We start from the raw sequence: 22,653 nt of genomic DNA on the forward strand, positions 1-22,653 counted from the left end.
AAACATCATAATCCATTTAAATACAGGGAACTGGACACAACTCCATGAGTACACTAGAGAATCTCGATGCCCATACCCCGATGATGCAGCAGTACCTCAAGCTGAAAGCTCAGCATCCGGAGATCCTGCTTTTTTATCGCATGGGCGACTTTTACGAGCTGTTTTACGACGATGCAAAGCGCGCGTCGCAACTGCTCGATATTTCACTGACTAAACGCGGCGCCTCGGCGGGCGAGCCTATCCCGATGGCGGGCATTCCCCATCATGCGGTGGAAAACTATCTTGCAAAGCTGGTGAATCAGGGCGAGTCCGTCGCTATCTGCGAGCAAATCGGCGATCCGGCGACCAGCAAAGGGCCGGTGGAACGTAAGGTTGTGCGTATTGTCACGCCGGGCACTATCAGCGATGAAGCGCTGTTGCAGGAGCGCCAGGACAACCTGCTGGCGGCCATCTGGAAAGACAGTAAAGGCTACGGCTATGCGACGCTGGATATCAGTTCCGGGCGCTTTCGCCTGAGCGAGCCTGCCGATCGCGAAACTATGGCGGCCGAACTACAGCGCACCAATCCCGCTGAGCTGCTGTACGCGGAAGATTTTAGCGAAATGGCGCTGATTGAAGGGCGTCGCGGGCTGCGCCGCCGTCCGCTGTGGGAGTTTGAAATTGATACCGCCCGCCAGCAGCTGAATTTACAGTTTGGTACGCGGGATCTGGTCGGCTTCGGCGTGGAAAACGCCCCGCGCGGGCTGTGTGCGGCAGGCTGCCTGTTACAGTATGTGAAAGACACCCAGCGCACCTCCCTGCCGCACATTCGCTCCATCACGATGGAGCGCCAGCAGGACAGCATCATTATGGACGCCGCCACGCGCCGCAATCTGGAGATTACCCAGAACCTGGCCGGCGGCGTGGAAAATACGCTGGCCTCGGTGCTCGACTGCACCGTAACCCCGATGGGCAGCCGGATGCTTAAGCGCTGGCTGCATATGCCAGTGCGTGATACCCGGATCCTCACGGAACGCCAGCAGACCATCGGCGCGTTGCAGGATCTCACCGCTGAACTGCAACCGGTCCTGCGCCAGGTGGGCGATCTGGAACGTATTCTGGCGCGTCTGGCGCTGCGTACCGCCCGCCCGCGCGATCTCGCCCGGATGCGCCACGCCTTCCAGCAACTGCCGGAACTGCACGCGCAGCTGGAAGGCGTCGACAGCGCACCCGTGCAGATGCTGCGTGAAAAAATGGGCGAATTTACCGAACTGCGCGAGCTGCTGGAGCGGGCGATTATCGATACGCCGCCGGTGCTGGTTCGTGACGGCGGGGTGATCGCGCCGGGCTACAACGAAGAGCTGGACGAATGGCGCGCGCTGGCGGACGGCGCAACCGACTATCTCGACAAGCTGGAAATTCGCGAGCGTGAACGCACCGGGCTGGATACCCTGAAAGTCGGCTTTAACGCCGTACACGGGTATTACATTCAGATCAGCCGCGGGCAAAGCCACCTGGCGCCCATTAACTATACCCGTCGCCAGACGCTGAAAAACGCCGAGCGTTACATCATTCCGGAGCTGAAAGAGTACGAAGACAAAGTTCTCACCTCCAAAGGCAAGGCCCTGGCGCTGGAAAAACAGCTTTACGACGAACTGTTCGACCTGCTGCTGCCGCATCTGGCGGATCTGCAACAGAGCGCCAGCGCGCTGGCGGAGATCGACGTACTGGTGAACCTTGCAGAGCGCGCTTACACGCTTAACTATACCTGTCCGATCTTTACCGATAAGCCCGGCATTCGTATTACCGAAGGCCGTCATCCGGTGGTCGAACAGGTGCTGAACGAGCCGTTTATCGCCAACCCGCTGGATCTTTCGCCGCAGCGCAGAATGCTGATTATCACCGGACCGAACATGGGCGGTAAAAGTACCTATATGCGTCAGACCGCGCTAATCGCGCTACTGGCCTACATTGGCAGCTATGTGCCCGCACAGAAAGTGGAAATCGGCCCGATTGACCGTATTTTTACCCGCGTCGGCGCAGCGGACGATCTGGCTTCCGGGCGCTCCACCTTTATGGTGGAGATGACCGAAACCGCTAACATTTTGCATAACGCCACCGACAACAGCCTGGTGCTGATGGATGAAATCGGGCGTGGCACCTCCACTTATGACGGACTGTCGCTGGCGTGGGCATGCGCGGAGAACCTGGCGAATAAGATTAAAGCGCTGACGCTGTTCGCGACGCACTACTTCGAACTGACGCAGCTGCCGGAGAAGATGGAAGGCGTTGCCAACGTGCATCTCGATGCGCTGGAGCATGGCGATACTATCGCCTTTATGCACAGCGTTCAGGACGGAGCGGCCAGTAAGAGCTACGGCCTGGCGGTCGCCGCGCTGGCGGGCGTGCCGAAAGAGGTGATCAAGCGCGCACGCCAGAAGCTGCGTGAACTGGAGAGCATTTCTCCGAACGCCGCCGCCACGCAGGTTGATGGCACACAGATGTCGCTGCTGTCGATACCGGAAGAAACCTCCCCTGCCGTGGAAGCGCTGGAAAATCTCGACCCGGATTCGCTGACGCCGCGCCAGGCGCTGGAGTGGATTTACCGGCTCAAGAGCCTGGTATAACCGTTATTGCCCGGTGGCGCTGCGCTTACCGGACCTGTGGAGTTCAGTATTCCCGGGCCGGATAAGGCAGCGCCGCCCTCCGCCAACACAAGACGTCATTTTTATTAGACGTTTTCCGGCGAACAGGTCTGTATAATTACACCAGCAGCAACCTCATAGCTATATTGTCTGACAGTGTACCCTGGCGGTTCATTTATCGTGATATCACTATACGCGACATAGCTGACAGGTTGGTTATAGTATGCCTCATGCGTTTTTCTTTCCATTTCGGGATTTCCTGGAAAATCGACATGAATGTTTTTTCTGTCCAGCTCAAGACGTATTCTCCGTTGCTTCCCTTCAATTTTCTGAATCGCAGAATAAGACACATACAGATAAGGTTTCCCGACATTCAAAATGGAATATGTTGCCTCTCCGTCAAAATAGAGATGATTAAACTGCCGACCGGTAATCGTTATTCGTGAAACCATGTGCACAGGAATAGTCGTATTACGACTCTTAACTTTCATAATGGCTTCACATTTAACCACTGACCCAACAGGTAAAAGATGATAAAGGGAAATAATTTGCTCATGTGAAGCACAATATGCTGCCGTGCTCACTCCCAGAGAAAATAACAAAGCAACAGAATAATGTGTTGTCATATATTCAGTGACATCCTTGTGATAAAGCAAAAACACTCTACGAGTGATTTTAAAGTAGAGGCTAAAATAACACAGGAAGCAGCAAAGAGAATAAATAATAGCGGAATATCACCTGATGAAAAGACGGGTATTTCACCCGCCTCAGCACTGTTATCAACGTTTATCTTCTGCCAGCAACGGGGGGATAGCCGGCACCATCGGCGCGTCATCAATATCCTTCTGCGTCATGCGAAAGGCTTCAGGATAATGCTCACGGCTGGTACGGCGTAGCGGCTCGCTATCACGCCAGGTGTACAGGCAGTGCTGGCACTGATATACCGTCCAGACCCCTTTAACCGGCGAAGTCGCCATCACTTCAATCTGCTCATCGGCGCAACGTGGACAAATCATCTGCTCCTCCTTATTTACGGTTAGCCAGCATGGCGGTCAGCTTTTCGGCCCAGGCTTTGGTTTCCGGTAAATCGCAGACCGGCTGGCTGTAATGTCCACGGTTGTCCGGCGCAACCGGCGTGGTGGCGTCAATAATCAGCTTGTCGGTAATCCCCGCCGGACTCGATCCCGGATCCAGCTCCAGCACCGACATATTCAGCAACTGCACCAGATCCCCCGCCGGATTGACCTTCGATGACAGCGCCCACATCACCTGCGGCAGATTGAACGGATCGACATCTTCGTCAACCATGATCACCATTTTCACGTAGCCCAGACCGTGGGGCGTGGTCATCGCGCGCAGACCAACGGCGCGGGCAAAGCCGCCGTAGCGCTTTTTGGTTGAAATAATCGCCAGCAGGCCGTGGGTGTACATCGCATTTACCGCCTGCACTTCCGGAAATTCCGCTTTCAGCTGCTGGTAAAGCGGTACGCAGGTCGCCGGTCCCATCAGATAGTCGATTTCGGTCCACGGCATCCCAAGATAGAGCGACTCAAAAATCGGTTTGCTGCGATAAGAGACTTTATCAATGCGCACCACCGTCATATTGCGTCCGCCGGAGTAGTGGCCGGTGAACTCTCCGAACGGCCCTTCTATCTCGCGCTTACGGCTTTCGATAACCCCTTCGAGAATCGCTTCGGAGCCCCACGGTACGTCAAAGCCGGTCAGCGGCGCGGTGGCGATGGGGTACGGGCTTTCACGCAGCGCGCCAGCCATCTCATATTCCGACTGATCGTATTTGAGCGGCGTGGCCCCCATCAGGGTGATGATCGGATCGTTACCTAGGGTAATCGCTATTGGCAGATCTTCACCACGCTCTTCCGCTTTATGCAAATGCAGCGCAATGTCGTGCATCGGCACCGGTTGCAGGCCAAGCTTACGCTTGCCTTTGACTTCCATCCGATAGATGCCGACGTTCTGCTTGCCGAAGTTGTCAGGATCAAGCGGATCGCGGGAAACGACGCAGGCTTTATCAAGGTAGAAGCCGCCGTCGCCGTCGTTCAGACGAAACAGCGGCAGAATGTCGAACAGATTGATCGCATCGCCATCGACGCTGTTCTCCGCCCAGGGCGGATTCATCCGGCGCTCCGGCGAGACGGGAAAGTTATCCCAACGGCGAATAAATTCATCAATCTGTTTTTTTACCGGCGTATTGGGCGGCAGCCCTAACGAGATGGCATGATTCTGCCAGGAACCGATGGTGTTCATCGCCACGCGCGCGTCGGTGAATCCCCGGATATTGTCAAACCACAGCGCCGGCGCGCCGTCGCCAATACGCCCGGTAGCGTTGGCGGCCGCCGCCAGGTCCGGCTCGGCGTTTACCTCTTCACTGATTTTCAGCAGTTGCCCCTGATCGTCGAGCGCCTGCAAAAAGCTGCGTAAATCATCAAATGCCATTATCCATTCTCCTGAGAAAAATTCCTTGTCTGCGGCAACCCCTGCCAGCGCCGGGCCAGAGGATGCTCCAGCGCAAACTGATCGAGCACGCGCGCCACAATGTGCTGCGTAATGTCATCGACGGTTTGCGGTTGATTGTAGAAAGCAGGCATGGGAGGCACCATTGCGACCCCCATGCGGGAAAGAGCGAGCATATTTTCCAGATGGATAGCGCTGAGCGGCATTTCACGCGGCACCAGCACCAGCTTACGCCCCTCTTTCAGCACCACGTCGGCAGCGCGGCCCACCAGCCCTTCGGCGTAGCCTGCGCGGATCCCCGCCAGGGTCTTCATGCTGCACGGAATAACAATCATGCCGTCGGTACAAAACGATCCTGAAGAGATGGCCGCCGCCTGATCCGTCGGGCTATAGCTGTAATCCGCCAGTCCGGCGACATCGCGCGCGCTGTAGGGTGTTTCCAGTTCAATGGTCGTTTTGGCCCATTTCGACATCACCAGATGCGTTTCCACTCCCGGCATCTTTCGCAGCGCCTGCAAGAGCGCCACCCCAAGCGGCGTGCCAGTGGCTCCGGTCATTCCGATAATCAGTCTCATTCATTCCTCACAAATTGTTCGCATACGAACATTACGGATAAAATACGCCTGCGACATCATGACGACAACAGCGAAAGGAAATCTGCGCACGGATCGCTTAAAAGTACGGCATTATAAAACCTGAAAAAAACCCGTTATGATAGAAGCTGATACGTCAACCGGAGTGCTTATGGAGTTACGAAACAAAGCGTTTCACCTGTTGCGTCAGCTTTTTCAACAGCATACCGCGCGCTGGCAGCATGAATTACCGGAGCTAACCAAACCTCAGTACGCCGTCATGCGCGCCATTGCCGAACGCCCCGGCATTGAGCAGGTTGATTTAATGGAAGCGGCGGTCAGCACCAAAGCGACCCTTGCTGAAATGCTGAGCCGGATGGAAAAACGCGGGCTGGTAAAGCGGGAAAACGATCCGCTGGATAAACGCCGCCGCTTTGTCTACCTCACCGCGGAAGGAGAAGCGCTGCTCACCGCGATGATGCCGCTGGGAAACCGTGTGGACGAGGTCTTTCTCGGACGACTCAGCGCGCAAGAGCGCGAGCAGCTCATGCATCTGATTCGTAAGATGATGGGATGATTTGCCGGATGGCGGCTACGTCCCGATCCCGCCAGATCTGATAAGCGAAGCGGCCAGCGGGCAATAATGCAGCCAAAGAAAAAGACCAGCCTCACAGAGACTGGTCTTTTCTGATGGAACGGTGCTTACTCGCGGAACAGCGCTTCGATATTCAGCCCCTGCGTCTGCAAAATTTCCCGCAGACGACGCAGACCTTCAACCTGAATCTGACGAACACGTTCACGCGTGAGGCCGATTTCACGACCCACATCTTCCAGTGTCGCCGCTTCATAACCCAGCAGACCGAAACGACGCGCCAGCACTTCACGCTGTTTGGCGTTCAGTTCGAACAGCCATTTGACGATACTCTGTTTCATATCGTCATCCTGCGTGGTGTCTTCCGGACCGTTGTCTTTTTCATCGGCCAGAATATCCAGCAACGCTTTTTCGGAATCGCCACCCAACGGGGTGTCTACCGAGGTAATACGCTCGTTCAGACGAAGCATACGGCTTACGTCATCAACCGGTTTGTCCAGTTGTTCTGCGATCTCTTCCGCGCTCGGCTCATGGTCCAGCTTGTGGGACAACTCCCGTGCGGTACGCAGATAAACGTTCAGCTCTTTTACAATGTGAATCGGCAAACGAATGGTACGGGTTTGATTCATAATCGCCCGTTCAATCGTCTGGCGAATCCACCAGGTTGCGTAGGTTGAAAAGCGGAACCCGCGTTCCGGGTCAAACTTCTCAACGGCACGGATAAGCCCCAGGTTGCCCTCTTCGATCAGATCCAGCAGCGCCAGACCACGATTGCCATAACGGCGGGCAATTTTCACCACCAGACGCAGGTTACTTTCAATCATCCGACGGCGTGAGGCTACATCACCACGCAGCGCACGACGCGCAAAATACACTTCTTCTTCGGCTGTTAACAGAGGCGAATAACCAATCTCACCAAGGTAAAGCTGAGTCGCGTCCAACACTCGCTGTGTGGCCCCTTGCGATAACAGCTCCTCTTCAGCCAAATCGTTATCACTGGGTTCCTCTTCAACTAAGGCTTTTTCATCAAAAACCTCAACTCCGTTCTCATCAAATTCCGCGTCTTCATTTAAATCATGAACTTTCAGCGTATTCTGACTCATAAGGTGGCTCCTACCCGTGATCCCTTGACAAAACAAGCCCGTGTCAGCCTGCTCCGTCGATTTATCGCTGCGGTAAATAACGCAGCGGGTTTACGGATTTCCCCTTGTAACGAATTTCAAAATGCAAGCGTGTAGAACTGGTTCCGGTGCTACCCATAGTCGCTATTTTTTGTCCCGCCTTCACTTCCTGTTGTTCCCGGACCAGCATTGTATCGTTATGAGCGTAGGCGCTCAGGTAATCATCGTTATGTTTGATGATAATAAGATTACCGTAACCGCGCAGCGCGTTACCGGCATAAACGACGCGGCCATCTGAGGTCGCGACAATCGCCTGTCCCTTGCTGCCTGCAATGTCGATCCCTTTATTGCCCCCTTCGGTAGCGCCAAAGCTCTCGATCACTTTGCCATCCGTCGGCCAGCGCCATGCAGAGATGGGCGAACTGGTAGACGTACTGCTTGCAGTTGGTTCGGTTGTGCTAACTGCCGGAGCCGTTACAGGCGCCGTGACAACTGTCGCGGCAGGCTTGTTATTCGGCAACATTTTGTTAGCACTTTGTTCACCTGAGGTCTCAGAATACGTAATTGTCGGTTTCGACGCAACAGCGACGGTGGAATTTTGTGCAGGCGCGGTCACAACTCCTTGCGCTGCTGCATCCGCCTGAGTGATGGCATTACCGCCGGTAATCGGCGTACCTGAAGCGTTACCCACCTGCAGCGTCTGCCCGACATTCAGGCCGTACGGGGCCTGGATGTTATTGCGCTGGGCAAGATCGCGAAAATCATTACCGGTAATCCAGGCGATATAAAATAGCGTATCGCCTTTTTTGACAGTATAGGTGCTGCCGCCAGTATAGCTACCTTTCGGAATGTTCCCATACTGCCGATTGTATACGATACGACCATTTTCCATCTGCACGGGCTGTTCTGCGACAGGCTGGACGGACGTCGGCTGGCTCACCGCAGGCTGTACTGGCTGAATTTGCGGCGTCTGCGGAGCGGCTGTCGCCGTCCCTATTTTCGGCGGCGGCGTAATCAACATACCGGAGTTGGTATTCGCAGAAGCGCTGTCGTTAACTGAACCGACAGGCGCTGGCGGATTAGAGGAATTTGAACAGCCTGCCAGCCATAACGAAACCAGTGACAAAGCCGCAATGCGACTAACGGTGAATTTTGGACTTCCCGCGCTCATTTATCCCCCAGGAAAAAATTGGTTAACAACCAGTGACATAATCACCATGAAAGCACTGGAAAACGTGTTCACAATACGCTGGCCTGTTGCAAAATATCCAGGAAAACTCCGGTATTCACAACCGCTTCCTACGCCAGCTCTCCCTTCACTAAGGGTACAAAACGCACGGCTTCCACGGTGTCGATAATATATTCGCCGCCCCGACGACGCACCCGTTTCAAAAACTGATGCTCATCGCCAACGGGCAGAACGAGAATGCCGCCCTCATCCAGCTGCGTCATTAACGCGGTCGGGATCTCCGGCGGCGCTGCCGTTACAATGATCGCATCAAACGGCGCCCGCGCCTGCCAGCCCTGCCAGCCGTCGCCGTGGCGCGTTGATACATTGTGTAAATCGAGCTGCTTCAGGCGACGGCGCGCCTGCCATTGCAGCCCTTTGATGCGTTCGACCGAGCAGACATGATGCACCAGATGCGCCAGGATCGCCGTCTGATAGCCGGAACCAGTGCCGATTTCCAGCACCCGCGACTGCGGCGTCAGCTCAAGCAGCTCGGTCATCCGCGCCACCATGTAGGGCTGCGAAATCGTCTGCCCCTGGCCTATCGGCAGCGCGATGTTCTCCCAGGCCTTATGCTCAAACGCTTCATCGATGAATTTTTCGCGCGGCACGGCGGCCAGCGCCTCAAGCACCTGCTCGTCGCGAATGCCCTGCGCGCGCAGTTGATCCAGTAGCGTCTGTACGCGTCTGCTTACCATTGCGTGCCAACTCCCACGCTCTCTAACCAGTCAGAAACCACATCATGCGCGCTGTGCGCGGTTAAATCCACATGCAGCGGCGTAATGGAAACATAGCCTTCATCCACCGCCGCAAAATCGGTGTCCGGCCCGGCGTCATGCTTATCGCCCGGCGGACCAATCCAGTACAGCGTATTGCCGCGCGGATCTTCCTGCGGGATCACTTTATCCGCCGGATGGCGGCTGCCGCAGCGCGTGACGCGAATGCCTTTGATTTGGTCCAGCGGCAGGTCGGGCACATTGATATTGAGTATCCGTCCGGTGCGCAGCGGCTCGCGGCTTAGCGCACGCAGAATACGGCAGGTAATGGCCGCGGCGGTGTCATAATGCTGATGCCCGTCTAACGAAACGGCCAGCGCCGGAAAGCCCAGATGTCGGCCTTCCATTGCGGCGGCGACGGTGCCGGAGTAGATAACGTCATCGCCAAGATTCGGCCCGGCGTTAATTCCGGAAACCACGATGTCCGGACGCGGGCGCATCAGGGCGTTCACTCCCAGATAGACGCAATCGGTCGGCGTTCCCATCTGTACGGCGATGTCGCCATTATCGTAAGTAAAGGTGCGAAGCGAAGATTCCAGCGTCAGCGAGTTTGACGCGCCGCTGCGGTTACGATCCGGGGCGACGACCTGAACGTCGGCAAACTCCCGCAGCGCTTTCGCCAGCGTTTGTATACCGGGTGCATGAACCCCGTCATCGTTACTCAGCAATATGCGCATAATCACCCGTTGTGTTGATCAGTTCCCTTACTACGCTTGTCGCAAAGCTGCCCGCCGGGAGCCAGAAACGTAACTCGACGGTTACGTCGTCCCACCAGCTCCAGCGCATCTGCTGCGGATAAAGCAGCATTGCCCGGCGCGCGGCCTCGACTTTTTCACGCAGCAGCAGCGATTGCAGCGCCGTTTCCTCCGCAATCGCGGACTGCTCAAAGGCCAGCGCTTCACCCTGTGCGCCCCATTCGCCGCAGCCGGGAAGCGACGCCGTAATCATCAGCGCTTTGTCATCGACGCGACGCTGGAGTTCCGCACGCTCTTCCATCGTTGCCACAAACCAGCTTCCGCGCCCGGCTAATTGTAGCGCATCGCCGTCAACAACTTGATTAAAGTCTGGTTTTTTCAAACGCTCGCTGACGATTTGATTAAACAACGCGCTGCGCGCCGCCGACAACCAAAAACTACGTTTATTGCGATCGCGCACCGGCGCATCGCTTTGCGCCCAGCGCAGCGCGCCCTGTAAGTTACTGCCGCCAATGCCGAAGCGCTGCGCGCCGAAATAGTTCGGCACCCCGGCCTCGCTGATGGCCTTCAGGCGGGATTCTACCTCATCACGATGAGTGATTTCGCGCAGCACCAGCGTAAAGGCATTGCCCTTCAGCGCGCCGGTACGCAGTTTGCGTTTATGACGCACATACTCCAGCACTTTGCAGCCTTCAAGCTGAAAGGCGCTCAGGTCTGGCATCTCTTTACCCGGCACGCGCGCGCACAGCCACTGTTCGGTGACGGCATGTTTATCTTTTTGCCCGGCAAAACTCACTTCACGGACATGAATTTTCAGAAATTTCGCCAGCGCGTCAGCGACAAAACGGGTGTTGCAGCCGTTCTTAAGAATGCGCACCAGCACATGCTCGCCTTCGCCATCCGGTTCGAAGCCTAAATCTTCGACCACCAGAAAATCTTCCGGGCTGGCTTTCAGCAAACCGGCGCTCTGCGGTTTTCCGTGAAGATAAGTGAGATTATCAAACTCTGTCATTGCGCGGCCTTAACGAGTAGCGCTACCGCCTCGCAGGCGATCCCTTCACCCCGTCCGGTAAAGCCGAGCTTTTCCGTGGTGGTCGCCTTCACGTTGACGTCATCCATATGACAGCCGAGATCTTCGGCGATAAACACGCGCATCTGCGGAATGTGCGGCAACATTTTGGGCGCCTGGGCGATAATCGTCACATCGACGTTGCCGAGGGTGTACCCTTTGGCCTGAATGCGCCGCCAGGCTTCACGCAGCAGTTCGCGGCTGTCCGCGCCTTTAAATGCCGGGTCACTGTCCGGGAACAACTTACCGATATCGCCCAGCGCCGCCGCGCCGAGCAGGGCGTCGGTAAGCGCATGGAGCGCGACATCGCCGTCAGAGTGCGCCAGCAGTCCCTTCTCGTACGGGATGCGCACGCCGCCAATGATAATGGGGCCTTCGCCGCCAAAGGCGTGTACGTCGAAACCGTGTCCAATTCGCATTATGTTGTCTCCAGTTATACACGTCATCTTCAGGCTACCTCATTGCTGGCGGCATTCCTCCCGGCCACATCGTTATCTGAACCCCCGTGGCGGTTGCCGACGCACTGCGGCCTGAATGATTATGTGTCTACATTGTTCGGGTCAGATAGAATTCAGCCAGCGCTAAATCTTCCGGACGCGTCACTTTGATATTATCAGCCCGTCCTTCAACAAGCTGTGGATGGAAACCGCAGTATTCCAGCGCCGAGGCTTCGTCGGTAATGTTCGCGCCTTCATTCAGCGCCCGGGTCAGGCAGTCATGCAGCAGTTCGCGCGGGAAAAATTGCGGCGTCAGCGCATGCCATAAATCGGCGCGCTCAACGGTATGGGCAATAGCAGCGACGCCCGGCTCCGCGCGCTTCATGGTGTCGCGTACCGGCGCGGCGAGAATGCCGCCGGTGCGGCTGGTTTCACGAATCGCCAGCAGGCGGGCTAAATCGTCCTGATGCAGGCAGGGGCGCGCGGCGTCATGCACCAGCACCCATTCAGCGCGACCCGCGGCCTGGAGTCCGGCCAGTACGGAATCGGCGCGCTCCGCCCCGCCGTCCACGACGGTGATTTGCGGATGCTGCGCCAGCGGAAGTTGCGCAAAGCGGCTGTCGCCAGGACTGATGGCGATAATGACGCGCGTCACCTGCGGATGCTTCAGCAGCGCATGGACCGCGTGTTCAAGAATGGTTTTATTGCCGATCGAGAGGTACTGCTTAGGACATTCGGTTTGCATACGGCGGCCAAAGCCGGCCGCCGGCACCACGGCGCAAACATCCAAATAAGTGGCTGCCATGTTAAATCCCTGGATGGTTTATCGAGTATTTTGCCCCGCACTCTGTGCGCGTTTAGACGCGTCGGGCACCAGGCGATAAAACGTTTCGCCCGGCTTCGTCATGCTGAGTTCGTTGCGCGCGCGTTCTTCGATCGCTTCCTGGCCGCCATTGAGATCGTCAATTTCGGCGAACAGCTGATCGTTACGCGCTTTAAGTTTGGCGTTCGTCGCCTGCTGTGCCGCCACGTCATCGCTGACGCGACTGTAGTCATGTATACCGTTCTTACCGAACCACAGCGAATACTGCAGCCAGACCAGTAAAGCCAGCAACAGCAGCGTTAGTTTACCCATCCTGCCCCCTGAAAAACGGCGCCATCATCCCATAGTTCCACAAACGCCCCTCTGTTTGTGGGCGGAAACGCCGCGACAACGCGGGCAAATGTACCACATTTGCCCGGTATAACGTATACCCGGAACCCTTTGAACATAATCTTAAGAATTGCTTACGGTTTGAATTATGGACAGCAGTCGCGTTTTAGCCCAGCAGCCACATAAACAGCGCGCCGAACATCGCGCCGACGGTGAGCAGGGTCGCCACGATACTGTAGCGTAATTTGCCGTGAAGAAGGGAGTGCAGCGCGATGCCGACCACCACCGCAACGGGCATCAGCGCCAGAAAGAAGGGCCAGGTATAGATAAAGAAAAACAGGGTGTTAGGGCCATACACCAGAAAAGGTATCCCCAGCGCCAGCAGCCATGAGACGAATCCCACCACGGCGCCTGGCAGCGACCAGGTGGTTTCGTCATCGGCTGAAAATGGGTCTGACGCCGGCAGAGTCATGTTCTGGCTATTACGCATATCAAATCCTGTCACCTTGACTGACCGGCTATACCGGTCAGGTATCTCAGGATCTGATAATATCGTCCTGTCTCAGCAGGTCTAATAATTGACTAACCAAATTTGTTACTAATTGTTCACCATCCAGATGAATTTCTGGCGATTCAGGGGCTTCGTAAACGGAATCGATACCGGTGAAATTGCGTAATTCGCCGGCACGCGCCTTTTTATATAACCCTTTCGGATCGCGCGCTTCGCAGATTTCCAGCGGCGTATCGACAAATACCTCAATAAAACGCCCTTCGCCTACCCGCTCACGCACCCATTGCCGCTCCGCCCGGCGCGGAGAGATAAATGCGGTCAATACAACCAACCCCGCATCCAGCATCAGCCTGGCGACCTCGCCAACCCGACGGATGTTCTCTTCGCGATCGGCATCGCTGAATCCCAGATCGCTGCACAGGCCGTGACGCAGATTATCACCGTCCAGTAAATAGGTGCTGAGGCCAAGCTTATGCAGCGCTTCCTCCAGCGCCCCGGCTATCGTCGATTTCCCCGAGCCGGAAAGGCCGGTAAACCACACGACGACGCCCCGATGGCCGTGCTGCTGTTCACGCTGTTGCGGCGTGACCGGATGCGGATGCCAGATGACGTTTTCATCATGCTGCGCCATTACTTGCCTCCCGCCAGGTCGCGCGCCCCCCAGTGCGGGAAGTGGCGGCGCACCAGCGCGTTCAGCTCCAGTTCAAAGGCGCTGTACGCCGACGGCGCTGCCGCAGCCTCGGCTATCGGCTCGCGTACCATGCCCGCGCCAACGGTGACGTTGCTCAGACGATCGATGAAGATCAGCCCGCCGGTAACCGGGTTTTGTTGATAGGCGTCCAGCGCCAGCGGTTCGTCAAAGGTCAGATTAACCAGACCAATGCCGTTCAGCGGCAGGTTTTCCACTTCACGCTGGGTCAGATTGTTGATATCAACCTGATACTGAATGCCGTCAATCCGCGCGCGGGTCTTTTTACCGGCGATTTTGACTTCGTAGCTTTGGCCCGGCGCCAGCGGCTGTTCCGCCATCCAGACCACGTCAACCGCAGCGCGTTGCACGGCAGGCAGACTCTCACTGGCATCCAGCAGCAGATCGCCGCGGCTGATATCAATTTCATCTTTCAGCACCAGGGTAATGGCTTCACCGGCAAACGCCTGATCCAGATCGCCATCAAAGGTGACGATACGCGCCACGCTGGACTCCACGCCGGACGGCAGCACCTTCACCCGTTGCCCGACCTTGACGCTGCCGGAGGAGAGCGTGCCGGAATAACCGCGAAAATCCAGGTTCGGGCGGTTAACGTACTGTACCGGGAATCGCATTGGCTGGTTGTCCACCACGCGCTGGATCTCCACCGTTTCCAGCACCTCCAGTAAAGTAGGGCCGCTGTACCACGGCATGCTTTCGCTGCGGGAGGCGACGTTATCGCCTTCCAGCGCCGACAGAGGGACAAAGCGGATATCCAGATTGCCCGGCAACTGTTCGGCAAAGTTGAGATAATCTTCGCGAATACGGGCGAACGTTTCTTCGCTGTAGTCGACCAGATCCATTTTATTGATCGCCACCACCAGGTGTTTGATCCCCAGTAGCGTTGAAATAAAGCTATGGCGACGGGTCTGATCCAGCACGCCTTTTCGCGCATCGATCAGCAGGATCGCCAGGTCGCAGGTCGACGCGCCGGTTGCCATGTTGCGGGTATACTGCTCATGGCCGGGCGTGTCGGCGATGATAAATTTGCGCTTCTCGGTAGAGAAATAGCGGTACGCGACGTCAATGGTAATCCCCTGCTCGCGCTCGGCCTGCAGGCCATCCACCAGCAGCGCCAGATCCAGCTTCTCGCCCTGGGTACCGTGACGTTTGCTGTCGTTATGCAGCGAGGAGAGCTGGTCTTCATAAATCTGCCGCGTGTCATGCAGCAGGCGACCGATCAGGGTGCTTTTACCGTCGTCCACGCTGCCGCAGGTTAAAAAACGCAGCAGGCTTTTATGTTGCTGGGCGACCATCCAGGCTTCGACGCCGCCTTCATTGGCGATTTGTTGTGCAAGTGTGGTGTTCATGGCGGCTCCTTAGAAATACCCCTGACGTTTCTTCAGCTCCATTGAGCCTGCCTGATCGCGGTCAATCACGCGCCCCTGACGTTCACTGGTGGTGGAAACCAGCATCTCTTCAATAATTTCCGGCAGCGTCTGCGCGTTTGACTCCACCGCGCCGGTCAGCGGCCAGCAGCCGAGGGTGCGAAAACGCACCATCCGTTTTTTGATCACTTCGCCAGGCTGCAGGTCAATGCGATCGTCGTCAATCATCATCAGCATGCCGTCACGCTCCAGCACCGGACGCTCAGCCGCCAGATACAGCGGGACAATCTCTATATTTTCCAGCCAGATGTACTGCCAGATATCCTGTTCCGTCCAGTTAGAGAGCGGAAAAACGCGGATGCTTTCGCCTTTATTAATCTGCCCGTTATAGTTGTGCCACAGCTCCGGGCGCTGGTTTTTCGGGTCCCAGCGGTGAAAACGGTCACGGAAGGAGTAGATGCGCTCTTTGGCCCGCGACTTTTCTTCATCGCGACGCGCGCCGCCAAATGCGGCGTCAAAGCCGTACTTGTTCAGCGCCTGCTTCAGCCCTTCGGTTTTCATGATGTCGGTATGTTTGGCGCTGCCGTGAACAAACGGGTTAATCCCCATCGCCACCCCTTCCGGATTTTTATGCACCAGCAGCTCACAGCCGTAGGCTTTGGCGGTACGGTCACGAAACGCGTACATTTCACGGAACTTCCAGCCGGTATCGACATGCAGCAGCGGGAACGGCAGCGTCCCCGGATAAAACGCCTTACGCGCCAGGTGCAGCATGACGCTGGAGTCTTTGCCGATGGAATAGAGCATTACCGGATTCGAAAATTCTGCTGCCACCTCGCGAATAATATGGATGCTTTCCGCTTCCAGCTGTCGCAGGTGGGTGAGTCGTTTTTGGTCCATAGCCGTTCCTTTACAATACCGCTACTGTCGAGCGCGTCAGATATGCCGACTATAGGGAGCGCAGGAGAACGAATGAAATTACGAATTGGAATGAGTAGTTCCTCAAAGGAATAACGATTCGGGAAAGCAAATATCAAAAAGTGCTTAACCCGGCGTTTTTTCTGGCATTTCAGAGCAAATGAAATTGTTTTAGTCGGGGTACGGTTTCATACTACGTGGATTAGAATTTTTGCTTTGTATTCAGGGCTTCCCCCGGCTGGCTATTTAAGGACTCACTATGTTTTCCGCAACGCGCCATTTTTCTGCTCTGCTGGCGCTCGGCGTATGCTTTATGGCTCCCGTTCAGGCAACGTCTTTCAAACCTGGCGATTTCGCGACCCTTCAGACCCGACACATCGCGACCGTGTTTCCCGGACGGATGACGGGCTCGCCAGCAGAAATGCTGTCCGCTGACTATTTGCGCCAGCAGTTTGAGCTGATGGGCTATCGTAGCGATATCCGCACGTTCAACAGTCGATATATCTTTACCACCAAAGATAACCGTAAAAACTGGCATAACGTCACCGGTAGCACAGTGATTGCCGCCCATGAGGGGAAAGCGCCGCAGCAAATTATCATCATGGCGCATCTGGATACTTACGCCCCGCAAAGCGAAGCCGATATCGACGCGAATCTGGGCGGACTGACCCTGCAGGGCGTGGATGATAACGCCGCCGGGCTGGGCGTGATGCTCGAACTGGCGGAACATCTGAAGGATGTGCCAACCGAGTATGGCATACGCTTTATCGCCACCAGCGGCGAGGAAGAAGGCAGGCTCGGCGCCGAGAACCTTCTCAGGCGGATGAGTGCGACAGAGAAGAAAAATACCCTGTTGGTGATTAATCTCGATAATTTGATCGTTGGCGATAAGCTGTACTTTAATAGCGGACAACGCACCCCGGAAACCGTTCGTAAATTAACCCGCGACCGGGCGTTAGCCATTGCCCGCCGTCACGGTATTGCCGCCGCCACCAATCCCGGTCTGAATAAGGATTATCCGAAAGGCACCGGCTGCTGTAACGACGCGGAGATATTCGACAAAGCGGGCATTGCGGTGCTTTCCGTTGAGGCAACCAACTGGAATCTCGGCAAAAAGGATGGCTATCAGCAGCGTACGAAAACGGCCTCTTTCCCGGCGGGAAATAGCTGGCACGACGTCCGGCTGGATAACCAACAGCATATTGATAAAGCGCTGCCCGGGCGTATTGAACATCGTAATCGCGACGTGATGCGAATTATGCTGCCGTTGGTAAAAGAGCTGGCGAAGGCGCAGTAAGGGTAAGAACCGGATAAAGAAAAATCTTTATCCGGCGAAAGCTGTTTATTTATATCTGTCGGTATTTTTACTACGCTTGTTGCCAGGATTTATTTAATACCCATCGACTGTTTCATTTGTACCAGCGCCGCCGCGCCCTGTTTGCAGCCAGCATCCTGATTTTCCGCCGGTAATGCCGCGAGCTGTTCTTTAGCCTGCTCCAGCTGCGGTTTCATGGCTTCCATCTGCTGTTTAGCCTGTTCGCTGGTTTTAGACGCCTCAACGATCAGCGCATCCACATCATTAAAATATTGCTGACAAGTCTCAGTAATTGCTGCAAAAGAAGAACCTGACGCCAGAGTCAGCGCCGCAACAAAAATAAGTTTTTTCATGTGCTCTATCCCTCAGTTTTAAATGGACGTGATTGCCTCCGGCAATCACGTTATGAAGGGTAAAACAACGCTATCGATTAAACAACTCATGTCTATGCTTTCGGACTTTTCATTTTTTATGGGTAGATACAGGTATTCAGGCAGGCTGTTTCTGTTTATTATATTTTGCGTAATGTCTGCAAGGGAAATGCGCTTAAAAAAACAGATATTATTGACGTTGCTGCTGATGCTTTATCCCGTCACAGCCATGATATTGCTTTACATTAAGAGCCGGAATGCAGGTTACGGTGGTCTGGCTTACGACATGTCAGGCGTATTGTTTTTCCTCGGAAGTTTTATTGCTAATATTATTATATCTCTGAAATCCAAAAAGAGAGCTTACATCAACGAGCAAATCTGGCTTTACCCTTCTCCAGTTTTCTGTGGACTCTGGTTAATACCAGTATAACTGAAGCATAAGAAATGATAGTAAAAATGGGTACAATATAGAAACAATTGTGTCATGTGCCGGGCACCCTTATTAGCCCGATTTATCCCCGCTGGCGCGGGGAACTTAATAGCTACATCCAGCGGGCAAACGTCTGCCCCGGTTTATCCCCGCTCGCGCGGGGAACTTGTCCAAGCGGTGTTGTTGATGGCTATCTATATCGGTTTATCCCCGCTCCTGCGGGGAACTTTCCAGTTTGCGCTGATTAATTTCATCACCTTCCGATTTATCCCCCTCGTGCGGGGAACTTTGTTGCGTGACGACATCCGCGAAGGAACGATACGGTTTATCCCCGCTCATGCGGGGAACACGTCATTCGCCAAAAAGTGCGGATTATCCGACACGGTCTATCCCCGCTCGCGCGGGGAACTTAACATGACGTCTGGAAACGCGGCAACATATGACGGTCTATCCCCGCTCGCGCGGGGAACTTACAGGCGCGCCAGTAAACGTTTAAACATACTCCGGTCTATCCCCGCTCGCGCGGGGAACTTACTAAAAATATCCGACTGATTTTAAAAGACTTTCTTCAAAGGCAACAATCTACCAACTTAAAATCAACAAATCCACATTTTTAAAGATCAGTCAACTATTTGATTTTAAACAGGAAGAAATGAGACCAAACGAAGTCCATCCAAATCCACGGGAATACGACGATTCTCACCCCATGTCTGAAATTCAAAACCTGACTCCGTATTGGTCGCCCATGCCATTACAACATTTCCCTCACCACCGAGTTGAATGACTTGCTGCCATATCATTTCCCGGATGCGTTTCGAAACATCTGCAACATAAACGCCAGCGCGAATTTCCAGCATCCAGATAGCAAGACGCCCTCGTAAACGCGGAGGAACATTTTCCGTAACAACCACCATCATGCTCATCCGCTACGTCCCCGATGTCCGTTATCCCCCAGCGGCTTCGGCTCTGGTATCGCTGGGGGCAACATATCCGGAGCGGGCTGCGGCGGCTCGATTTCACCGGCTAATAGCACCTCTTCAATCAAAGGAATCAATTTTCCGGTAAGTTTGTTACTACGAAAAATATCCCGGCAGGCAAGCCGCACTTCTCGATCAGATTCTGCCGGATGGCGGGAGGCGATTTCAAATGCTTTGGGGACAACTGACTCAAACTTGATAATGTCGGCAATATCGTAGACAAACGAAAGCGGCTTACCGCTGTGAATAAAACCAATAGCCGGGGCATATCCTGCGGCTAAGACCGCAGCTTCAGTAATGCCATAAAGACATGATGTCGCCGCACTAATGCATTGATTAACAATGTCACCTTTTTCCCAGTCCTTTGGATCATAACGACGTCCATTCCATTTCACGCCATATTGTTTTGCCAGCAGCGCATACGTCTGACGAACGCGGGAACCTTCAATTCCCCGTAATTGCTCAACTGAGCGGCGAGCAGGCGGCGGCTCACGAAAACGTAACTCATACATTTTACGCACCACCTTCAGCCGTAAATCATCATCCAACGCCAGCTTCGCCTGATAGAGCAATTTATCGGCGCGAGCGCCTCCGGGCTGGCCTGAAGCATAGACGCGAACACCCGCCTCTCCCACCCAAACCAGTAGCGTCCCTACCGTTGAGGCCAGCCTTACTGCTGCATGAGAAACCCGGGTTCCCGGCTCAAGCATAATGCAAGCGACGGATCCAACCGGAATATGGGTGCGTATGCCCGTCTTGTCGATCAACACAAACGCGCCGTCAAGTACGTCAATCTGACCATACTGCAAAAAAATCATAGATGTCCGATCCTTCAATGGGATCGGACTCAACGGAACGAACGTCACTCACCGTCTCCGGGCTTAATCAGCATCAAACCACAGCCAAAAGCACGACTTTTGCCATATCCCTGCATCAAACGCTGGAGAAATAAATCCGGTTCGTTAATCTGCAGCACGCCCGAATAATCCACGCTACTGAACTGAATCGGCGGGCGGGATTTACCACGAATGATTTGTTGCTGTCGATAGCTATCAACATTCACTTCAGATAATGAAAATCCATGCTGCTCACCCTGGCTGGCTAACCATTTTTGCGCTGCCTGCTGCTGGTGAAACCAGATAGTCTCTCCATCAGGGCAGGCTTTTGCCCGCCGCTTAGCATCCATCAACAGATCGTGACGTTTCCCTGTTTTACAAATGGTCGGGTTCGCACGCAGACTAAAGCGTAATCGTTGCCCGACCCGTAATTCAGGCGAAAACGCACGACATTCAATGCGAAATAAGTCGTCCGAAACAGGTGGTTTTGCAGACAAAACGAAAAAGCGAAATGCCCCCTGTACTTCCTCCCGACGGTAAAGATATTGTCGTTCCTGCTCGTCCGGAAATAGCGCCCAGAGCCATTGATGCATGACATATTCGCCACGCTCTACCATATTTAACAGTTGTGAGGGCGATAACTGGCTGGTGTGTAACGTTATTCTTGAGAGGTACACATTTCCTCCTTGAGAGACAGGGGCCCCTGATTCAGGGTACGCTCACCAAATAACCAATGCTGTCGACATAAAGGCACATCCCGGCGACGCAGAAGTTTATTGGCAACCAGACCTTCATGTTCCCCCTCCCACCAGCATGTTGGTTGCAATCTGGGTAACCGAATATTGAGGCCTTTGAGTTTATCCTGATACTGCCGCCAGGCGCTGTTTAACACATCCGGGGCATTACCCTGAAGGAGCAATGGCAAAAGCGGTAATGCCAGAGGATGGCTTTTTCGTCCCGCATAAAGTGTAAAAACAGGATGCCTGAGCGCTTCCTGGAGTTGCTCCAGAGAATAAGGCGCCCCTGATGTTGAGGCCATCGCGACCATCCACCACGCATCGCTGTAATAGTCGCGTCGGGAGATCAGCGCACTCAGCAAGTCCGGATCCTGTAATTCTTCACGGCGGCTGAAGTACCGCGCTTTACGAACCTCTTTCGGCATCTGAACGGTGTGATAATCTCTCGCCCAGCGGGGCCCCTCACTGGCGCACAGTAAGAATGTATAATGACGATTAAAGGCCTTCAGCCGGGCTTCATCATCACGTTCAATGCCAAGCGCGGCAGCCAGAAGCCCTAATAGCGCAGAACGTGACGGCAATTCATGGGTGTGGCGAACTTCGCCTGGGGCATCAACACCCCATGAAGCCATCGGCCCATGAAGCTGAAAAACCAGATAGTGGTTCATTAGCCGCTCCTTACGCGCAGATAAATTCCAGCACGTCCTTTATGCTTCCTTCTTTATTCATGACATTAAAGCCCACGAATTCGGTCTGCTGTTCGTAAACGGCGTTCATGTTTTCCCGAAGCTCGGTGACGCGCTGTACCGCCACGTTCAGATGATCCGAACCGACAATAGGTTTATAGAATGCCGCCGCGAGAGAACGTGGCTGATCGGTGCCTTTTTCCGCCATCGCCCAACAAGCGTAAGCACGGCTGGCGAAACTATTTTGCTTGCCCGTCGGAGAAACTTTTAGTGCGGCCTCGGTAAACGCCCGCAATGTTTGATTTGCAAGATCAACATTGCCGTTCAGATTTTTTATCAGCAAATCTTTATTGATGCAGATATAGGTATAGAAGAGCGCCGATCCAAATCCTGTATAGCCAAGATGACCCGCACCCGCATCGTCAGAGTTGGCGCGTAAGTCATCGACGGCGGTAAAGAAATCATCTTCAACGATGGTTTCACTTACGCCAAACGCGTGTGCTACCTGGCAGGCTGCTTCCACATTAAATTCAGGTTTATCCGCCAGCATGCGACCAAACATGGCGATATCGACGGCCATGCGATCGTGACGTAACAGAGCCAGTTCTTCTTCTTTCGGCGCACGCTTTTCTTCCGCCAGCCGGTGCGCCAGCGCTTTTACGGCATCAAATTCAGCAGGGCTGATATGCACAAGCTGTTCGGTTTCGCTGTTAGTTAACGGCTCTTTCGCTTTTTTATCCGCCTTCACTTTGCCAAAGCACCTGGCGATGGCTTCTACATACGCAACCGCTTTTTTCTCGTCAATACCACTTTTAATAAGGATTTCTGCGGCTTCACGCGCAATACGTCCGCTGCGGATACCAATATTCCCGGCCAGCGCCTGCTCAAACAGCTCGGAGGTGCGCCATGCGCGTTTCAGACTCTGAGAGGAAATACGCAGACGCGTTGTGCCGCCGAGTACGACAGTTTTAGGCGCACCGGTATCATCACGATTCAGATTAGCTGCGGGGTAAGCGGTTAATAAATGGAGTTGAATAAACGTTGTCATGTGAATATC

The 22,653-nt window shown here is 54.6% G+C and carries 26 protein-coding genes; 4 read left to right on the forward strand and 22 right to left on the reverse strand.

Features of this window, described 5'->3' with window-relative positions; all coding sequences use genetic code 11:
• The first annotated feature begins 44 nt into the window (after positions 1-44).
• Positions 45-2,606 (forward strand): DNA mismatch repair protein MutS, encoded by a 2,562-nt coding sequence (gene mutS / locus K7R23_RS11175; RefSeq protein WP_012907191.1) that lies wholly within the window; start codon positions 45-47, stop codon positions 2,604-2,606.
• 104 nt (positions 2,607-2,710) lie between these two features.
• On the opposite strand, the gene K7R23_RS11180 is transcribed toward mutS, so the two are convergent.
• From K7R23_RS11180 to K7R23_RS11195, 4 genes are all read right to left on the reverse strand, one after another.
• Positions 2,711-3,250, reverse strand: coding sequence for a hypothetical protein (locus K7R23_RS11180; protein ID WP_012907190.1), 540 nt, complete (start codon positions 3,248-3,250; stop codon positions 2,711-2,713).
• A 153-nt stretch (positions 3,251-3,403) separates the two neighbouring features.
• The gene (locus K7R23_RS11185; RefSeq protein WP_012907189.1) at positions 3,404-3,640 is read right to left on the reverse strand and encodes a non-oxidative hydroxyarylic acid decarboxylases subunit D; all 237 of its coding nucleotides are present in this window, start codon (positions 3,638-3,640) and stop codon (positions 3,404-3,406) included.
• A gap of 10 nt (positions 3,641-3,650) precedes the next feature.
• Positions 3,651-5,078: a non-oxidative hydroxyarylic acid decarboxylases subunit C gene (locus tag K7R23_RS11190; RefSeq protein WP_012907188.1), complete on the reverse strand. Its 1,428-nt coding sequence runs from the start codon at positions 5,076-5,078 to the stop codon at positions 3,651-3,653.
• Positions 5,078-5,671: a non-oxidative hydroxyarylic acid decarboxylases subunit B gene (locus tag K7R23_RS11195; protein WP_012907187.1), complete on the reverse strand. Its 594-nt coding sequence runs from the start codon at positions 5,669-5,671 to the stop codon at positions 5,078-5,080. The genes K7R23_RS11190 and K7R23_RS11195 overlap by 1 nt, the downstream gene beginning before the upstream one ends.
• A gap of 169 nt (positions 5,672-5,840) precedes the next feature.
• On the opposite strand from K7R23_RS11195, the gene K7R23_RS11200 reads away from it, so the two are divergent.
• Positions 5,841-6,245 carry a MarR family winged helix-turn-helix transcriptional regulator gene (locus tag K7R23_RS11200; RefSeq protein ID WP_012907186.1) on the forward strand — a complete coding sequence of 135 codons (405 nt, stop codon included), beginning with the start codon at positions 5,841-5,843 and terminating at the stop codon, positions 6,243-6,245.
• Positions 6,246-6,370: 125 nt separating this feature from the next.
• Here the strand turns inward: K7R23_RS11200 and rpoS are convergent, their stop codons facing one another.
• The 12 genes from rpoS to cysD form a co-directional block, all read right to left on the reverse strand.
• Complete coding sequence (rpoS, locus tag K7R23_RS11205; protein WP_012907185.1) at positions 6,371-7,363, reverse strand: RNA polymerase sigma factor RpoS; 993 nt, start codon at positions 7,361-7,363, stop codon at positions 6,371-6,373.
• Positions 7,364-7,424: 61 nt separating this feature from the next.
• Positions 7,425-8,552: a murein hydrolase activator NlpD gene (nlpD, locus tag K7R23_RS11210; protein ID WP_012907184.1), complete on the reverse strand. Its 1,128-nt coding sequence runs from the start codon at positions 8,550-8,552 to the stop codon at positions 7,425-7,427.
• Positions 8,553-8,680: 128 nt separating this feature from the next.
• Positions 8,681-9,307 carry a protein-L-isoaspartate O-methyltransferase gene (gene pcm, locus K7R23_RS11215; RefSeq protein ID WP_012907183.1) on the reverse strand — a complete coding sequence of 209 codons (627 nt, stop codon included), beginning with the start codon at positions 9,305-9,307 and terminating at the stop codon, positions 8,681-8,683.
• A complete protein-coding gene (gene surE, locus K7R23_RS11220; protein ID WP_012907182.1) occupies positions 9,301-10,062 on the reverse strand; it encodes a 5'/3'-nucleotidase SurE in 762 nt (253 codons plus the stop codon). Before surE ends, pcm begins: the two co-directional genes overlap by 7 nt.
• Positions 10,043-11,092, reverse strand: coding sequence for a tRNA pseudouridine(13) synthase TruD (gene truD, locus K7R23_RS11225; RefSeq protein WP_012907181.1), 1,050 nt, complete (start codon positions 11,090-11,092; stop codon positions 10,043-10,045). Before truD ends, surE begins: the two co-directional genes overlap by 20 nt.
• The gene (gene ispF, locus K7R23_RS11230; protein ID WP_024132861.1) at positions 11,089-11,568 is read right to left on the reverse strand and encodes a 2-C-methyl-D-erythritol 2,4-cyclodiphosphate synthase; all 480 of its coding nucleotides are present in this window, start codon (positions 11,566-11,568) and stop codon (positions 11,089-11,091) included. The genes truD and ispF overlap by 4 nt, the downstream gene beginning before the upstream one ends.
• Before the next feature lie 127 nt (positions 11,569-11,695).
• Complete coding sequence (gene ispD / locus K7R23_RS11235) at positions 11,696-12,391, reverse strand: 2-C-methyl-D-erythritol 4-phosphate cytidylyltransferase (protein WP_012907179.1); 696 nt, start codon at positions 12,389-12,391, stop codon at positions 11,696-11,698.
• 18 nt (positions 12,392-12,409) lie between these two features.
• Complete coding sequence (gene ftsB / locus K7R23_RS11240) at positions 12,410-12,721, reverse strand: cell division protein FtsB (protein WP_012907178.1); 312 nt, start codon at positions 12,719-12,721, stop codon at positions 12,410-12,412.
• 184 nt (positions 12,722-12,905) lie between these two features.
• A complete protein-coding gene (locus K7R23_RS11245; RefSeq protein WP_012907177.1) occupies positions 12,906-13,229 on the reverse strand; it encodes a DUF3561 family protein in 324 nt (107 codons plus the stop codon).
• A gap of 46 nt (positions 13,230-13,275) precedes the next feature.
• Positions 13,276-13,881: an adenylyl-sulfate kinase gene (gene cysC / locus K7R23_RS11250; RefSeq protein ID WP_012907176.1), complete on the reverse strand. Its 606-nt coding sequence runs from the start codon at positions 13,879-13,881 to the stop codon at positions 13,276-13,278.
• A complete protein-coding gene (gene cysN / locus K7R23_RS11255; RefSeq protein ID WP_012907175.1) occupies positions 13,881-15,308 on the reverse strand; it encodes a sulfate adenylyltransferase subunit CysN in 1,428 nt (475 codons plus the stop codon). The genes cysC and cysN overlap by 1 nt, the downstream gene beginning before the upstream one ends.
• A gap of 9 nt (positions 15,309-15,317) precedes the next feature.
• Positions 15,318-16,226 (reverse strand): sulfate adenylyltransferase subunit CysD, encoded by a 909-nt coding sequence (cysD, locus tag K7R23_RS11260; RefSeq protein ID WP_012907174.1) that lies wholly within the window; start codon positions 16,224-16,226, stop codon positions 15,318-15,320.
• A gap of 277 nt (positions 16,227-16,503) precedes the next feature.
• Here cysD and K7R23_RS11265 point away from each other — a divergent pair, with 277 nt between their 5' ends.
• A complete protein-coding gene (locus K7R23_RS11265) occupies positions 16,504-17,541 on the forward strand; it encodes an aminopeptidase (RefSeq protein ID WP_012907173.1) in 1,038 nt (345 codons plus the stop codon).
• An 89-nt stretch (positions 17,542-17,630) separates the two neighbouring features.
• On the opposite strand, the gene K7R23_RS11270 is transcribed toward K7R23_RS11265, so the two are convergent.
• Positions 17,631-17,912, reverse strand: coding sequence for a DUF5339 domain-containing protein (locus K7R23_RS11270; RefSeq protein ID WP_012907172.1), 282 nt, complete (start codon positions 17,910-17,912; stop codon positions 17,631-17,633).
• 22 nt (positions 17,913-17,934) lie between these two features.
• On the opposite strand from K7R23_RS11270, the gene K7R23_RS11275 reads away from it, so the two are divergent.
• Entirely contained in the window at positions 17,935-18,360 is a 426-nt protein-coding gene (locus K7R23_RS11275) for a hypothetical protein (protein ID WP_012907171.1), read from the forward strand.
• 638 nt (positions 18,361-18,998) lie between these two features.
• On the opposite strand, the gene cas2e is transcribed toward K7R23_RS11275, so the two are convergent.
• Genes cas2e through cas7e form a run of 5 tightly spaced genes read right to left on the reverse strand, consistent with a single transcriptional unit; the run spans position 18,999 to position 22,644 of the window.
• Complete coding sequence (cas2e, locus tag K7R23_RS11280) at positions 18,999-19,283, reverse strand: type I-E CRISPR-associated endoribonuclease Cas2e (protein WP_024132859.1); 285 nt, start codon at positions 19,281-19,283, stop codon at positions 18,999-19,001.
• Complete coding sequence (cas1e, locus tag K7R23_RS11285; protein WP_012907169.1) at positions 19,280-20,203, reverse strand: type I-E CRISPR-associated endonuclease Cas1e; 924 nt, start codon at positions 20,201-20,203, stop codon at positions 19,280-19,282. Before cas1e ends, cas2e begins: the two co-directional genes overlap by 4 nt.
• Positions 20,200-20,850 (reverse strand): type I-E CRISPR-associated protein Cas6/Cse3/CasE, encoded by a 651-nt coding sequence (gene cas6e / locus K7R23_RS11290; RefSeq protein WP_012907168.1) that lies wholly within the window; start codon positions 20,848-20,850, stop codon positions 20,200-20,202. The genes cas1e and cas6e overlap by 4 nt, the downstream gene beginning before the upstream one ends.
• The gene (gene cas5e, locus K7R23_RS11295) at positions 20,832-21,578 is read right to left on the reverse strand and encodes a type I-E CRISPR-associated protein Cas5/CasD (protein ID WP_012907167.1); all 747 of its coding nucleotides are present in this window, start codon (positions 21,576-21,578) and stop codon (positions 20,832-20,834) included. Before cas5e ends, cas6e begins: the two co-directional genes overlap by 19 nt.
• A gap of 10 nt (positions 21,579-21,588) precedes the next feature.
• Positions 21,589-22,644, reverse strand: coding sequence for a type I-E CRISPR-associated protein Cas7/Cse4/CasC (gene cas7e, locus K7R23_RS11300; RefSeq protein ID WP_024132858.1), 1,056 nt, complete (start codon positions 22,642-22,644; stop codon positions 21,589-21,591).
• Positions 22,645-22,653: the final 9 nt, after the last annotated feature.

It is taken from the genome of Citrobacter rodentium NBRC 105723 = DSM 16636 (genome assembly GCF_021278985.1).
Taxonomy (GTDB): domain Bacteria; phylum Pseudomonadota; class Gammaproteobacteria; order Enterobacterales; family Enterobacteriaceae; genus Citrobacter_A; species Citrobacter_A rodentium.

Coding starts and splice junctions, on each gene's coding strand:
- K7R23_RS11185 (WP_012907189.1), bottom strand. CDS start 3,640: ATGATTTGTCCACGTTGCGCCGATGAGCAGATTGAAGTGATGGCGACT.
- mutS (WP_012907191.1), top strand. CDS start 45: ATGAGTACACTAGAGAATCTCGATGCCCATACCCCGATGATGCAGCAG.
- nlpD (WP_012907184.1), bottom strand. CDS start 8,552: ATGAGCGCGGGAAGTCCAAAATTCACCGTTAGTCGCATTGCGGCTTTG.
- truD (WP_012907181.1), bottom strand. CDS start 11,092: ATGACAGAGTTTGATAATCTCACTTATCTTCACGGAAAACCGCAGAGC.
- K7R23_RS11180 (WP_012907190.1), bottom strand. CDS start 3,250: ATGACAACACATTATTCTGTTGCTTTGTTATTTTCTCTGGGAGTGAGC.
- cas2e (WP_024132859.1), bottom strand. CDS start 19,283: ATGAGCATGATGGTGGTTGTTACGGAAAATGTTCCTCCGCGTTTACGA.
- ispF (WP_024132861.1), bottom strand. CDS start 11,568: ATGCGAATTGGACACGGTTTCGACGTACACGCCTTTGGCGGCGAAGGC.
- K7R23_RS11190 (WP_012907188.1), bottom strand. CDS start 5,078: ATGGCATTTGATGATTTACGCAGCTTTTTGCAGGCGCTCGACGATCAG.
- rpoS (WP_012907185.1), bottom strand. CDS start 7,363: ATGAGTCAGAATACGCTGAAAGTTCATGATTTAAATGAAGACGCGGAA.
- K7R23_RS11275 (WP_012907171.1), top strand. CDS start 17,935: ATGGACGTGATTGCCTCCGGCAATCACGTTATGAAGGGTAAAACAACG.
- cas7e (WP_024132858.1), bottom strand. CDS start 22,644: ATGACAACGTTTATTCAACTCCATTTATTAACCGCTTACCCCGCAGCT.
- K7R23_RS11245 (WP_012907177.1), bottom strand. CDS start 13,229: ATGCGTAATAGCCAGAACATGACTCTGCCGGCGTCAGACCCATTTTCA.
- pcm (WP_012907183.1), bottom strand. CDS start 9,307: ATGGTAAGCAGACGCGTACAGACGCTACTGGATCAACTGCGCGCGCAG.
- cas5e (WP_012907167.1), bottom strand. CDS start 21,578: ATGAACCACTATCTGGTTTTTCAGCTTCATGGGCCGATGGCTTCATGG.
- K7R23_RS11195 (WP_012907187.1), bottom strand. CDS start 5,671: ATGAGACTGATTATCGGAATGACCGGAGCCACTGGCACGCCGCTTGGG.
- K7R23_RS11200 (WP_012907186.1), top strand. CDS start 5,841: ATGGAGTTACGAAACAAAGCGTTTCACCTGTTGCGTCAGCTTTTTCAA.
- surE (WP_012907182.1), bottom strand. CDS start 10,062: ATGCGCATATTGCTGAGTAACGATGACGGGGTTCATGCACCCGGTATA.
- cysN (WP_012907175.1), bottom strand. CDS start 15,308: ATGAACACCACACTTGCACAACAAATCGCCAATGAAGGCGGCGTCGAA.
- cysD (WP_012907174.1), bottom strand. CDS start 16,226: ATGGACCAAAAACGACTCACCCACCTGCGACAGCTGGAAGCGGAAAGC.
- ftsB (WP_012907178.1), bottom strand. CDS start 12,721: ATGGGTAAACTAACGCTGCTGTTGCTGGCTTTACTGGTCTGGCTGCAG.
- K7R23_RS11270 (WP_012907172.1), bottom strand. CDS start 17,912: ATGAAAAAACTTATTTTTGTTGCGGCGCTGACTCTGGCGTCAGGTTCT.
- ispD (WP_012907179.1), bottom strand. CDS start 12,391: ATGGCAGCCACTTATTTGGATGTTTGCGCCGTGGTGCCGGCGGCCGGC.
- cysC (WP_012907176.1), bottom strand. CDS start 13,881: ATGGCGCAGCATGATGAAAACGTCATCTGGCATCCGCATCCGGTCACG.
- K7R23_RS11265 (WP_012907173.1), top strand. CDS start 16,504: ATGTTTTCCGCAACGCGCCATTTTTCTGCTCTGCTGGCGCTCGGCGTA.